Raw genomic sequence first — 13,222 nt, 5'->3', positions numbered from 1 at the left:
GGGCCGGGCTCGGCGACAATGCTGGCCACCGCCAATCGGAAGGAAGCTCCGGGCGTGATTCATCAGATGAAAACGGCAGGACCCGGGATGGATAACCGCCGATTTTCACCAATCCGAGTCTGGTGACCGCCCGTGATCGGGTCATGGGCCCCCGGACCCGTTGTGTTGGGCGACTCCCGATCTGATTTAGTTAACCATAATCGCTATTATCGGCGAAATTGGTTGCCAGGCAATGGGTTTCGGACGTCATATCTTGCTGAATTGCCAGACTATGTCTTTTTGATCATCAGTCACAACGTGGGCGATCGCTTCACGGTGTCCAATCCTTTGGGCATCATTTCAGCCATGACTATGTGGATTAGCCATGACTGGACTGTTAGCGCGATTGGCGCGGTAACAGTGCTGATGCAAGGTACACGAGGCCGCGTTTTGCCTGCGCCATCAGTGGGCGCCGTCGTCACCGCCATCGCCTTTTTGGGGTTCGGGTTGACATGCATCGCGGTCGGATTAGATTACGAGCGCCGCTGGGGACAACCACTGTGGGCAACGGTTGCGATCGCTGCGGCCGCGTGCATCATGGCGGCTGGGTACGCCGGCGCCTGGCTCCTGACAATGCCGCATACGTCGAGCAGGGATGCTGACCATTAATGATGGAATTTTGCACGTCTCCCCCCTGTGCTGCTGCCGCCGCCGTCAGTCAACGCCCGCTGCATTCGCAGGAAACGTCACAGTGACGAAACATGACAACTTGGGAACCAACATGGGCCATTACGAAGCTTGTTGGCGGCAGTAGTGCCCTCGCTAGTTGTCCGTTCTCAAATGACCTATCGCATTCTCACTTGATCTGTCGCAGCACAGGTCAACGTGCGGCGAGCCGCTGGCGGATGGGACTCGCGGGCTGGGTACGCATTGTCATCCGATCTGTCGCACTCCTGATTGGGCGTCTCCGGTTGTGCCAGATCATTTGAGAACGGACATTAGTGCCGCGCCGGATGGGATGAATGATCGCGGCCTTGCCGGATCGACTCAGGTCGTGGCAATCGGGTCGTCTATGGAGCTTAGCCGTCCTAGGTCGTAGCGCAGTTCTTTGCCTGCGACGGTGACGACGAGCTGCGCTTCGGCGCCTGCGGCGTGGATGTAGCTAGCGAGCGTGGACAGCAGTAGGTCGTGTTGCCGTTCCAGTTTGGACACCGCCGCTTGCCCCTTGCCGAGACGGGCCGCCAAGTCTTCCTGGGTGAGTTGTGCGGCCTTGCGGATCATCGCCAGGTTCATCGCGTAGATGCGGTCCATTTCCCGCATCCCCTCGCGAATTTCCGCGACGCGCTCGGCATGGTCGGGGTCGGCGAGGGTGCGGCGCAGACGCTGCCTGCCCTTGTCTTCGAGTTTCATTTTTCTCTGTTCCTCTCTCGTAGCCACTGCTCGATGGCCGCGTCGGCGCGCGCCGCTGCACTGGTGTAGAAGGCGTCGCCGATCTTCTTTTTGTCGCCGCCGAACGCGACGATTACCCCGGCCGCCTGATGTTCGGGGAACCACACGATGAGGCGCACGGCGACCTCGTCGTCGAATGGGTGCGACACACGCCAGATGGGATACTTTCCCCGCTGGCGTACTCGCATCAGGACCGCGGTGTCGTCGTTCGGCGGCGCTGGTAAGTCGGTGAGCACAGAGATGCCGGCATCTGCATACTCGAGTTGGCGTCGCGCGAGGTGATCACCTGCGTCGGCTTTGGCGTCCAGGGAGTCCAGCCAGTTCTGAAACTCGCCGGTCCAGTCGGTGATCACACTTAAATATTACTGCAAATGAATAGTCATCGCAAGTAATATACCCAGGCAGTGGGGACGGATCGGTCAGTAAGCGCGCAACCGCTATCGGCGCGACGGGATCACGCGCGCAACGGGCCTGCGAGCACCGCGGACGCAAGGCAGGCTACGCGACAAGAATCGATCAGCGAGCGCAACGGCCCATGGTTGACGGTCAGTTCGCCACCGGCCCAGGCCGGAGCGATGGAGCGGAGCAGTAGCAGCTGGTCAACAGCGAAACCGCATCGCAGGCCTGCCCCGCCTGTTAGGCAGAGTGACTGCGGTGCGCGACCTCCCCGACCACGATCCGGTCGTCGCCGTCCTCGGCGTGTCTGTTCGCAATGCCGCGAGTGCCGTGCTTCGCGACAGCGGTACAACCGGCGGCCACACGCTGAAGCCGTCCTTGCTTTAGTGATTTCGCGCCGGTCGCACGCGCACGACATCGACTCGGACAAACACGATCGCGCCAGATCGAACACCTCGGTTCGGCCAACGACGAGGCCGAGCGCCGGGCCGCTGGCCGGGCTGTACTCGATCTCGAGTTCCGTTGTATCGCCTTTGAGCATGCCGCGGAATTCGTTCTGGCCGGCATGTAGAGCGTGTTCGACTGCCGGCGTTGCGTGTTCTAGCAGCCCCATCTTGGCTAATCGATCGTGTGCGCGGGCGATGTCTGCATGGATGGCCGCGCCCGAGTCCGACGCCGGAGACATGTCCAGGATAGAGGTCAGGGCACTGACCGCCTCCCGCAGCGCCGCCTCGTTATGCTGCTGCAGTAGTTCGTAGGCGCGAGAACGCAATTCCTCTAAAGCCAGCGGGGTGATTCATGGCGTCAGTCGTCCTGACCCGGGGGTGCGTCGAGCAGGAGTGCGGAGATCACATCCCGGCTGGCCTTGCCATGAGTAACCGGCGCTGCGCGGCTGGGAGGCCGCAAAGTGGTGCTCCGCCGACGCGAGCAGTGACTCGAAGCATCACTGGTTGAACTCAGCGATCAACTTCATCAGGTCGTCGCCGGACCGCTGTCGGATCACTGCCCAGCGTTGCGACGAGATTGGTTCAATATCTACCCCGAGGTCGCCCGTAATCAGTTGCGAGATCGGAACGCCGAGCCGGTCCTGCATCGCTCTCGCATAGGCCCACGGGCTGGTCGCATCCATGCCGAGGTCGAACCAGATGGTAATGGGGTCCGCGGCCGGTGTGCCGTTGCTGCGTGACGCTGCGCAGCCGGCGGCGATGGTGTCTCGTACGAGGGAAACGAAGCGTTGTCGGAGGTTGTCGGTGGCTTGCTTCAGCTGGAGTCCCGCGAGTTCCTGTTCGTAGCGTCGGCGCTGTTCCCGCGCCGCAGCGGCGGTTAATTCTGCGAGGTGCTCCGCTTCGCCGCGGGCGGTGGCAGGGCCGAGCGCGTCGATGTCGGCCAGATTCCTGACGGGCACCGGCGGGGTCCTGTCGGCACGAACGGCCGCAATCGGGCCGTCATCGACAGTCGATAGCGTGAGGGCAGTGTCGTCGGGCAGGTGGGCGCCGGCGTGCTTCTCCAGTACAGACTCGAGCCGCGGGTGGCCGTAAGTCGCCAGGGCTACCCATCCCTCCGGGTCGCGCGACGCGCGGGCCGGTGTCCACGTCACCGGGCGGTTGACGTCATCGAGGACGGCGGAGAAACGGTCGACAAGCACGTGGCGAAGGTCCTCGTGGATGACCGGGGAGGGTGGGTAGGTGGGCAGTGGTAGCGGGTCCTCCGCGATGATGTCGAGGCCGTGGCGGTCGCCGTGGTCCAAACGATGAATGATCTCCTTGACGGCCTGTTCTTGTGCTGCTTGCCGTTCGCTACGCGGCGCGCGGAAGATTTGGCGGAACGCCTGCTCGGTTGAGCCAAGTATGGGTTGAAGGCAGCCCAGCATGCCGCTGAAGATGTCGATGCGGTTTGCAAGAGCCGTATATACGGACTCCTCAACGGTATTCGGAATAAAGTAGCTGCGGATCTTGACGACATCGGCCTGCTGACCCAGGCGGTCCACGCGACCGATGCGCTGCTCGACCCGCATGGGGTTCCATGGCATGTCGTAATTGATGAGGTAGCTGCACGTCTGCAGGTTCAGGCCCTCGCTTGCCGCGTCGGTGGCAAGCAGGACGGTGACACGACGTGCGCGGACCGCCTCGACCAGATCACGCTTGGAGATCTCAATCCAGCCCTCGAGATCGCGGAAAATCCTCCCTCCAGCACCGGTAAATGTCGCCATCTGATGGCGATAGGCGCCGCTGAGCCGATCACGTAGATCTTCGAGCGTGTCGGCGAATTGGGTGAACACGATCGTCGACCTATCCAGGTCCCGCGCGGCGTTCAAATCCGTTAGCAGGCGGTCGAATTTGGAATCCGCTACGACCCCCATGCGCTCGACATAGCCGCGAATTTCGTCGATCTCCGCTGGGGTCAACGGAAGCGCCTGCGTCTGGTTGATTGCGCCCGCATTCGTCGTTTCGAGTTCGGCGTCGTCAGCCTCGACGAGAAGGTCGTCGTCGAGCAGGAGTTCCTCGTGTGCCAGACGCCGGGTAAGCGTTTTTCGGATGGCGGCCCACGATGAGGTCAGCCGGCGGCGGTAGACGGTGAGGACAAAGCCCGCGCCTTGGCTGCTGCCATGCGCCAACATGAGTCGATCGATAAGCTCGTCGAGTTGGTCGTAGAGTTTCTGTTCCGCCGCGTCGAATGGGATGGCGACCGCCGCCGTATCCCGGTCGGCGAGGTTCTCAGACAATAGCCCTCGGTCGCGATATGACCTGAGAGTGCTGCGGCTGTGGCGGGTGACTAATTGGCCGACCGGCCCGATTGTGCGCAACCAGCTACGTAGGGCCACGGTTCCGTCGCTGTCGAGCCCGCTGACGATCTCCGACGCGGTGGCCTGCCCGGTGCCGAAGCGTTCGATGTGCGCTGCCGCGACCGGGCCTATATCGCGTCTAATGCGCTCCAGCAGGGCTTCGTCGGCAGTCGTTCTGGGCAGGTGTGGTGTGTCTTGGAGCGCCTGGTCGAGCCACTCCCACGCCACGCGTGAGTCGTCGTCTTTGGCGAGCTCCTGAAAGTAGCGGTTAAAACAGTCACGGTCTGCAAGCGTTCCTTGAAGGCCGATGTGCACCAACAGATCACGTAGCTCGACAGGGTCGATCTGCATCGGTGTGGCCGTGAGTAACCAAAGGGCACGAGTGGCACCGTGATTGTTCAGCTGGTCGAGCAATTCCAGCAATCGCCCAGGGCGGTATTGGTTCTCAGCCGCATGTGTGCGGCGTGCATGATGGGCCTCATCGACGACCAACAGGTCGTACGGGGCAGCATCGAGGATGAGGCGGTGATGCTCTGGCCGGCGCGCGAGGTGGCTAGATGCGATGAGCAGCGAGTGCTCCGCGTACGGGTTGGGGCCACTGCCATGCACATCGGATGGGTGAGCACCGTAGATCTTGTTGGCGTCAAGGCGTGGCACCCAAAGTCCGAATTTCTCGAACAGCTCGTCTTGCCACTGTCGACAAACGTTCGCGGGTGCGAGGATGAGCGCGCGGCGTACGCGCCCCTCGAGAGTCAAGCGACGCAACGCCATCCCCGCGCTGATCGTCTTGCCCAGGCCGACCTCGTCGGCAACTAGCCACGAGCGTGGGTGAAGGCTGGCGAGCCGCTCCACAACTTGGCGCTGGTGCGGGAACAGGTTTAAGCCGACCGTCGCTTCAGGTAGTGCCTCGGCGCCGATGAGACGTGGGGCGACCTGTAGGTATCGCGCGACCACGGCATCGACGCCGACAATTGGCGGTTCCTCAATGTCTCGGGGATCGGGCGCGGCTCCTGGTGCGAGACTAAGGAGGCGTTCGCGAGCGGCAGTCGGCAGCGGATACACCTTGAAGCCGGCCATGCGACCGGCCCAGTGTTCCTCGAACTTGTTGGCCCAGAAGCTGAAATGCGTCGAGGTTGCACCCCACGAGGTGTAGACCGAGAACGATTCGAAGTTCCTCGTCCATGCGGTGGCCGATTCGTTGACCGAACCCTGGAAAGCGACGCCGTCACCGTGGGTATCGCGCAAGACGCCGATCTTCTCGTGGAAGTAAGGATCCTGATCGCCCCCGACAATCGGTTCACCATTTCCGTCGACAGCGATCGCGATACGCACTTCCATGCGGTGCTCCTGGACCAGCCACGCGAGGACCTGCAGGCGCTTCTGGTCGACCTCGCGGTCGGTGACGAGACGATCAGCGAGGCGTTGAGCGAACGCGCCGTCAAGAGAGCTACGGCCGAGGAGGGCGTCACGGTCGGCTGGTGTGATCTCGGCGCCGCATAGGAGCCGAACACGGCCACCTCCGTTGATAAACCGCGACAGGCCGCGCGCGGCGACGCTGAGGGCAGAGGACCTGAAGTAGCCAACGGAGCGATCGTACGAGGTTGCCCGCGAAAGGGCTGGGACATAGAAAGTCTCGAGAACCTGGTCGCTGGAGTCGTAGCCGGGTTGTAGGTCGATGCCGCGCAGACCGGACGGTACTGCTTCGCCATCGGGGGTATGCGTATGCGGTTCGTTCACTCCTCATCCTCGGGTAGATCGCCCTCGTCGTCTTCGTAGCCGAGTTCGCCCAGTTCGGGGTCGACTTCGAATGCGCCCTGAATTCCAGCTGGGGCGCTGGGGTCGGTCGGCGGCGGGATGTGGTCGAATAAGGCAGTGCGGAGGCTGTCAAGGATGCGTGCTTCTGGTCGAGCGAATTGGCCTTTGTCTTTGACGCGGGGGATCGCGTGCAATGTTGCCTCGACGAGATCGCTGAAGCGCGCGTCGTCGGCGAGTCCCGTGCGCTCGAGCCACGCGCGTGCGGCCGCGAGTCCGTCTTCGTCGTAGATGAGCATTAGTGCGTGGAGGCGATCGATCCAGGTGGTGTAGGCGGATGCGTCGGGGTCGAGTTCGCCTGCGGTGCGGCGCTGGGCTGGCGTCTGGAGAGTTACCTTCCCCGATGCGGCTTTGACAATTTTGTGTTGGCGGGCGATCTCGTCGAACTCGAGGTGTGTGGCGATGCAGAGCTTGCGCGCCTCGTCGAACGGGAACTCGGCGGCTTGGAAGTCGTTCCAGGCCAACAGGTACCAGTCAGTGATTCGATCGAACTCGACCTCGCGACCGCCCAGTAGACCACGCTTTTTTAATGTAGCTACGCGCTCTCGTGCGAGATCAAGCGCCGCATCTGGGCGCAGGACTTCAGGTTGTCCGTCGGCGCCCAAGTCCCCGGTGTAGACCGGCCAGCTCTCTGACAGGACAGAGAGGACGGGGCCGTAGGTGGCGATCGTTAGATCGACACCGGTCATGCCTTTCTCGGCGAAGCGCGACGCCGCTTCCTCTGCGGCTCGCTCGACATTGCCGCGGATGTCCGCCCAATACGCAGGCGAGCTGCTCGTGCGCTTGCGGCAGGTAAGAAAGATCGTTGACGCGGCTGCGTTCTTCTTCGCTTGGTGAAGGGAATGTTCGCTTTCCGTATGGATCGGCCATGATGACAGAATCGAAAAGCCGGTATCGAGCAGAGCAGCGCCCAGGGTGTCCCAGGCGTCAACTCGCTTGTGCGTGAACATGACTGTTAGGACGCCGGAAGGTTTGAGAACTCGGTTTGCCTCACGAAATGCTTTTGTCAGCAGCTGTTCGTAACGTTCGTCGGCAAGTTCGTCGGCGGTCTTCCCGCCATCGTTCTTACGACGCCCGCGCCGGGTGGGCACAGCAATGTCCTTGAACAAGGCGCGATTTGCTACTGCTTCATCCTCCTTGTCCGTTAGGATTAGTTCCGTGTACTGCGGCCAGGTGTCGCGCAATGACCGCTTTAGCCAGACGTAGAAATAGTCCGAACATTCTGCGTACATGACATTGTCGTAATAGGGCGGATCAGTCACGATCACGTCGATGGATTCATCTTGCAGGTCGAGATTCGCGGCAGATCCTCGGCGCACATGTGCCCTGGCCGACCGTGCCGCAGAAAAGATCGTCGCGTCCGGTGCGATAAGAGAACAGATTTTGGTGTGGTTGGCCACGGCATTTCCGACACCCCAAGGGACCAGAGCGTGCGCTGCATCGAACTCTGCGCAGGTCCACTTGAACGCAAAGTCATGGCGGTCGAAGGTGTTACGGATCAGGGTGCGCGAAGAGTGCCAGCTTGATAGCCGGCCGTTGTAATCGACCATCTTGTCTAACGCAAAGGCAAGGTAGAGGGCTAGCGCGTTCGCCTCGTCGGCAGCAAGTACGCCTCGCGCCTCGGAAATAAGCATCTTGAGTTCCTCGAGGATGCACATGTTGGCAAGGAGCTGGCGGGGCATGAACAGGTCCGACCACCTCGTCAAACCCATGTCGACGCTGCGCTTCGTCTCCTTGCCTTCGAAGATCGGCTCGCTAGGGACCAGGTCTGCGATCTCCCACTGTGGAATGCGCTGAGCAAGTGCAGCTTTCGCGGCCGAGACCGCTTTGGCGTCAGCATCCGAGGGCGCACGGAACTGCCGTCCAGACGCGGTTGGTCGACTGAAACAGATTGCGAGCAGCATGACATCTAATCGGCCGTTGATCGCCTGGTCCTGAATGTACGATCCTGGGAAGGTCTCGCCAGTCCAGATGCTCTCGGCTGTACCGTTTTTGTAGGTGGTTCGATTGCCAAATGCAGCCGCGGCTGAGCCTGTGATGATTACCGGAGAGACGGCCCCACGCTCGGCGTCGACATCAAGCCGAACCGCGGCGCTCCCGGCGGCGCCGCGGGCAAGCCAGAAGTCGGGAGCGAGCGGCGTCGGACGGCCAGTTGTCGGGCAGGGCACGGTATGCGCCCAGATGTACGCTGCTATCGTTTCGCCGTCCTGGCGCGGGAAGTAGGGCTCTAGACGCTCGCGTACGCGCTCTGCCCATCGTCCACCCCATTCCGAGATGACCTTCGCGAACGGAGCTCCTAGAGCCGCCGGTAGCGAAACGGTTCCCTCGAGAATCGCCGTCGCTACAGGATTCAACTCGTTTGCGTAAGTGTCACAACCGAGCCGGGCGGCCTCAAATGGGATCGAACCGCCACCTGCAAACGCGTCAAGTACAGACGGATTATCTGGGCTCCCGCTTCGCAGGGCGGCGAGTCGACGGATTGTTTCCACCGCTTGTTCATCAGGGGAAGTTGTGAATGCACGTTGGTAGCCGTAAGGGTTCCCTGGAAGCTTGCGGCCCTCGGCGTTGGCGGCTTTTATCGCGGCCCGGACCGTCACTGGATCGCCCATGATGCCAACCGTTCGACGAAACCATGCATGGTATTGGGTCTCGCCACTTGGAAATTCAGCTTGGAGCCCAGCGAGGATCGTTTCGCTACGCGGATCGGCTGCAGCCTCCTCGGCTGATGGCCAAGCAGGCAAGATCGAGGCCAAGACGGCTGCGCGGCTGGCGGTCAGGGGACGGCGGGCCCACCAAACGTGGAGGAAGTTGATTGGCGGAAGTGCCTTGGGGGTGCCGCGCTCGCGGAGGCTTTCCGCGCCGATTGCTTGAGCGGGTAGCCATTGCTCAATCAGCGAACGTGTCATCGGGATCCGCCGTCGAGCAACACGCGGAGTGCCTTCAGGCCGTACCGGCGCTGCGCCTGGGCGTGCCAGTAATTGGCTTCTTCACGACTCATGCCGGCGATTCCTTCGGCGACGCCGGCGATGCGATCGATCCGCCGAAGTGGCTTGACCGCGCGTAGCAGTAATTCCGCGTGGGCACCCAGCGTGGGAGTCAGTTCGAAGGGCCGCGGCGAGCTCCATTGCCTTCCGCGCAAGGCAGCTGTGCGAAAGATTTCCTGTAGGGGGGCTGCAATGTGGGCCGCCCGGTGACCGTTCACTCGGATCGCGCGCTGTCCGCCTTCGAGGTCGGTGACGTCGATCGCGACGGCGGTGATCCGACCGTCGTCATCGCGGCTGATATGGCAGGAATAGTGTTCGGCACGGCTCACGATATGCCTTCCGTATTCATAGTGACTGAGCACTTTGCGGGCCCGGTATCTGTCGCGGCTTGGGCTATTGCATTCGCCTGGTCGCCGGACAGCAGGATCGGCTCAGTGAACTGTGCTGTCACGCTGGACTTTAAGGTTGCCTGACGCGGGCCAAGAAGCTGCTTGAGGGCTTCCCGCAGCGGTGCGTAGTCCGCCGGTCCACCGTGGAACCGGATCTGGACTGAGTCACTCGGGTCGCTGAGAGCGACCGTGACATCGATGTCGTAGTGAAGAGTCACGCCCAGCGTGCTCGGATTGACGACAGTGTGAAGTCGCGCCAATTCGGCTCCGGCTCCTGCTCCGACGTGGTCGATGGCCACAGTGAGCTGTCGCAACTCGTTCCGACCGGCATCCGCTGCGGCACCCCGCGCATCAGCGAAAGCCTTTCCGCCGCTGCCGGTTCCGGTGAATACTCCTGGAGTTGGGGTTGGCGGCGGGGGGAAGATGGGCCCTCCTCCCTTTTCGGGACAGGCGCTGCCCGGGTGGCTCGTGCCGCAGAACGGGCACACGAGCTCCTTGGGCGCGGGGGCGGAGCCCGGGGGATGGATGAAGGTGTCTTCCGCGAGGCGTACGGCCGCGCTCGGGTGGTCCTTAGTTGCCCAGCCGTCGTCGCCGCGTTCTGGGTCTTGGTACTCCCAGACACCGTTTCGTACCCCCGCGCCGATGAGGGCGACGAGTTGGGCCCGGTCGAGGACGAGTTTGAGATCGGTGCGGCGAGCGAAGGCGCGGACCAGCTCGCGGGTGGGCTGTGGCTTCTGTAGTAGCTCTCCGAGCTTTGCTTTGATGTAGCCGGGGTCAAGTGGTTTCGCGCTCGAAGTGAGCGTTTTGTCCATGCTGGCGAGTCGGTCAAGGATAGCGTCGGTCTGGTTGGGTCTCGACGACGCTTGCGTGACCACGTCAAGTTCGATCGCGTCGAGCCCGCTCGCGGTGGGGACGTACAGGACGTTTACGTGGTTGCAGACGGCGATCTGGGCGAGGAGTTCGGATTCCTTGCGCCGATTCTTGAGTTCCTCCCGTTTATCGGCGCTGAGCGCGGCTCGCACTTCGGCGTTGCTGTCCAGCGCGACCAGCGCCAGGTGGGTGCGGACGGCGCGGACCATCGCGTCGTGGGTGCCCTGCGAGGGCGCCAGGATGACGAGCCGGTTGCGGAACTCACGGATGCCGCCGGATGGCGTACGGTCCCACAGTTCTTGGACTTTGGTCGGGACGCCTGAGTGCGGGTCTACGCCCCGGTGATCGCCAAAGTCGTCCCAGTGGAGAATGACGAGCCAGGCGTCCTCGTCGTTGTCAGGAACCTTGGCGTCCTCCCATGCCCGTCTCACTTTGAGCGCAGCGTCTTTGAAGCGTTGCGCGAGGATCGCGGTGGCCTCGGTGCGCGCCTTGGTGATACTGATTTCGCTCTCGGCTTCTTGGACGAGCTTGACCAGCGATGCCTCCGTAGAGAACCGGTAGCCGTGGACGTCCGCGTGTAGGTACCAGCAAGCGCGCTCAAGACCGTCGAGCGCCTTCTGCAGCAGGTTCGGGTCACCGCCTGGAGCGAGGGTCGCGCCATACAGTTCGGCGGCGGGGACGCCAGGCACATCGCGGGTGAGCGAATACAGGTAGATACTCGTGGCGAGTCGACGGGCGTAGGTGCTGCCCATGTGCTGGTCCACGGCGTCGGCGTGCGACAGTTCGCCGCCCGGCTGTGATGCGATGTCGGCACGGATGACGGGTTCGTAGGCGGGTCGTTCGAGCCGGCTGGATAGTTCTTCGGCGATGACGCGGTCGGCGAGATTGACGTGGTGCAGGTGGATCAACTGGGCGTCTTCGGGCGAGTCCTGCCAGAGGTCTCGCACGACTCGCGCGAGCAGCCGAAGCGCACCGCGGGTGCGCTGAAAGTTCGGAATGGTGGACAGCCGCTTGTCGAGCACCCGGATGAGCGCGGGGTGGAATGGGTAGGTGCGCATGATTTCGGTCGCCCATCCTGCGCCGGCCACGCCCTCGGGGAGGTCGAGGCCCGCGCCGAAGGCAGCGTCGGCGGTCTCGGCGTAGACCTGCGCGACGGCACCTGCGGCACCGGTCGGGATCGGCTCGAACAATCGCCGCGCCAGGATCCGCGGCAGATCTGCTTCTTCACTCGGCCGCAGGACGAGTTCCTTGCGTGCCATCAACTCACGCGCTTCGTCAATCGCCTTGATCACGTCGGCGGTGTCTTCGCCGAATGCGTCGGTGAGGCCCGTCGTGGTGATGACTAGAACTGCGTGCGGCAGCGCGTCGACGGCCTCCATCAGCGCCATGAGGAACGCGGTCGTCTGACCAGCGAGTGTGGTCTGGCCGACAGTCACACCTTTGGCGACAGCGTAGTAGCGGGCGATCTCATCGATGAGGATGAGCGACGGCTCGTCGCCGAGCAGGCGCTTGATCGCATCCGAACCCGGTGCCGTAAGGGACTCGTCGTCCGAGCGCACCGACTCATAGCCAGGCAACCCGCCCAGCTGTAGCGCGAGGTATCCCCACATTGTCTTCGCGGCGACGCCCTCGATGGGTGGGAAGGTCGACGCCCCAGAGCTGGTGCCGACAAACACGCCGAGCTGGCGGAGCGGGACCTTGGGCAGCAGATTGGGGTCCATCAACTCGGGGGCTTGCTCGGCGGTGAGGCCGCCGTGGGCGGCGTGGTACAGCGCGATCAGGTTGTGGGTCTTGCCGCCGCCCAGGTTCGTCTCCAGTCGGATCACGCTTGCAGCGTCAGCCCGGCCTCCGGTCACCCGGCCCATCGCCTCATTTAGGAGGGATTTCAGCCCCCCGGACGGGTATGTCGACGCAAAGAACACGGCCGGCGTTCCGTACGCCTCGGGCGCGGTGCCTGCGACGACTTCCTCCAGACTGGCAGCGAACCGCGCCTCGGTCAGCTCGCCCTCGAGAACATCGCGTCGCGGCGTGATCGACTCAACCAAGCCCATTCGTGCATCCCTTCTGGCTGTGTCCACCGTAGCTATCGACACCGACAATTCTGGTCGAGTTAGGCGCATGAGTTCGGTGTAATCGGCAACTGGGCGGAGGAAATGTCCTGGCCAGGGCAGAAGGTACGGCTCCCCCGCTCACCAGCGTCGCCGTTGCTGCCGCACCGGCAAGGGCATAACTGTACCGGTCTGGTCATTGCCCTGACTGGCGCGAACTGAGTTCTGCGATCATGGTGACAGCGGCCTGATTTTTACGTTCGAGCTCGGTGTTGTGTTGTCGTAACGTCGCAACGTTCTGCTTCAGCTTGGCGACCGTTTCCTGCAGCTCGACCAGGCGGGCGTCTCGAGGAGCAGGCTCGGTGCCGCCAGTGGCGTTCCCAGTCGGCGATGACTTCAGTGGCGCGGTTCATGGTTGCGCGACTGACGCCCGCCTCGATATGCAGGTTGGCTTTGGTAAGGCGGCCATCCGTGCGGACCGGCTGTCCTGCGAGTAGCCGTTCCATCGCGTTC

General features: G+C 62.8%; 7 protein-coding genes. 1 reads left to right on the top strand and 6 read right to left on the bottom strand.

Going from position 1 to position 13,222, the window contains the following annotated elements; all coding sequences use genetic code 11:
• Positions 1-261 precede the first annotated feature (261 nt).
• Positions 262-648: a hypothetical protein gene (locus AC5Y2L_RS17790; protein ID WP_499936901.1), complete on the top strand. Its 387-nt coding sequence runs from the start codon at positions 262-264 to the stop codon at positions 646-648.
• A 378-nt stretch (positions 649-1,026) separates the two neighbouring features.
• On the opposite strand, the gene AC5Y2L_RS17785 is transcribed toward AC5Y2L_RS17790, so the two are convergent.
• From AC5Y2L_RS17785 to AC5Y2L_RS17760, 6 genes are all read right to left on the bottom strand, one after another.
• Positions 1,027-1,389 (bottom strand): helix-turn-helix domain-containing protein, encoded by a 363-nt coding sequence (locus AC5Y2L_RS17785; protein WP_499936903.1) that lies wholly within the window; start codon positions 1,387-1,389, stop codon positions 1,027-1,029.
• Complete coding sequence (locus tag AC5Y2L_RS17780) at positions 1,386-1,781, bottom strand: hypothetical protein (protein WP_499936905.1); 396 nt, start codon at positions 1,779-1,781, stop codon at positions 1,386-1,388. The genes AC5Y2L_RS17785 and AC5Y2L_RS17780 overlap by 4 nt, the downstream gene beginning before the upstream one ends.
• Positions 1,782-2,767: 986 nt before the next feature.
• Positions 2,768-6,343, bottom strand: coding sequence for a DEAD/DEAH box helicase (locus AC5Y2L_RS17775; RefSeq protein ID WP_499936906.1), 3,576 nt, complete (start codon positions 6,341-6,343; stop codon positions 2,768-2,770).
• Complete coding sequence (locus tag AC5Y2L_RS17770; RefSeq protein WP_499936908.1) at positions 6,340-9,324, bottom strand: DUF1156 domain-containing protein; 2,985 nt, start codon at positions 9,322-9,324, stop codon at positions 6,340-6,342. Before AC5Y2L_RS17770 ends, AC5Y2L_RS17775 begins: the two co-directional genes overlap by 4 nt.
• Positions 9,321-9,731 carry a DUF7680 family protein gene (locus AC5Y2L_RS17765; protein WP_499936910.1) on the bottom strand — a complete coding sequence of 137 codons (411 nt, stop codon included), beginning with the start codon at positions 9,729-9,731 and terminating at the stop codon, positions 9,321-9,323. The genes AC5Y2L_RS17770 and AC5Y2L_RS17765 overlap by 4 nt, the downstream gene beginning before the upstream one ends.
• Complete coding sequence (locus tag AC5Y2L_RS17760; protein ID WP_499936912.1) at positions 9,728-12,712, bottom strand: DUF499 family protein; 2,985 nt, start codon at positions 12,710-12,712, stop codon at positions 9,728-9,730. The genes AC5Y2L_RS17765 and AC5Y2L_RS17760 overlap by 4 nt, the downstream gene beginning before the upstream one ends.
• Positions 12,713-13,222: the final 510 nt, after the last annotated feature.

Source organism: Mycobacterium sp. NGS66, from assembly GCF_059812225.1.
Note: the sequence above shows the minus strand (reverse complement) of the source record. Positions and strands in the feature narration are given on the sequence as shown.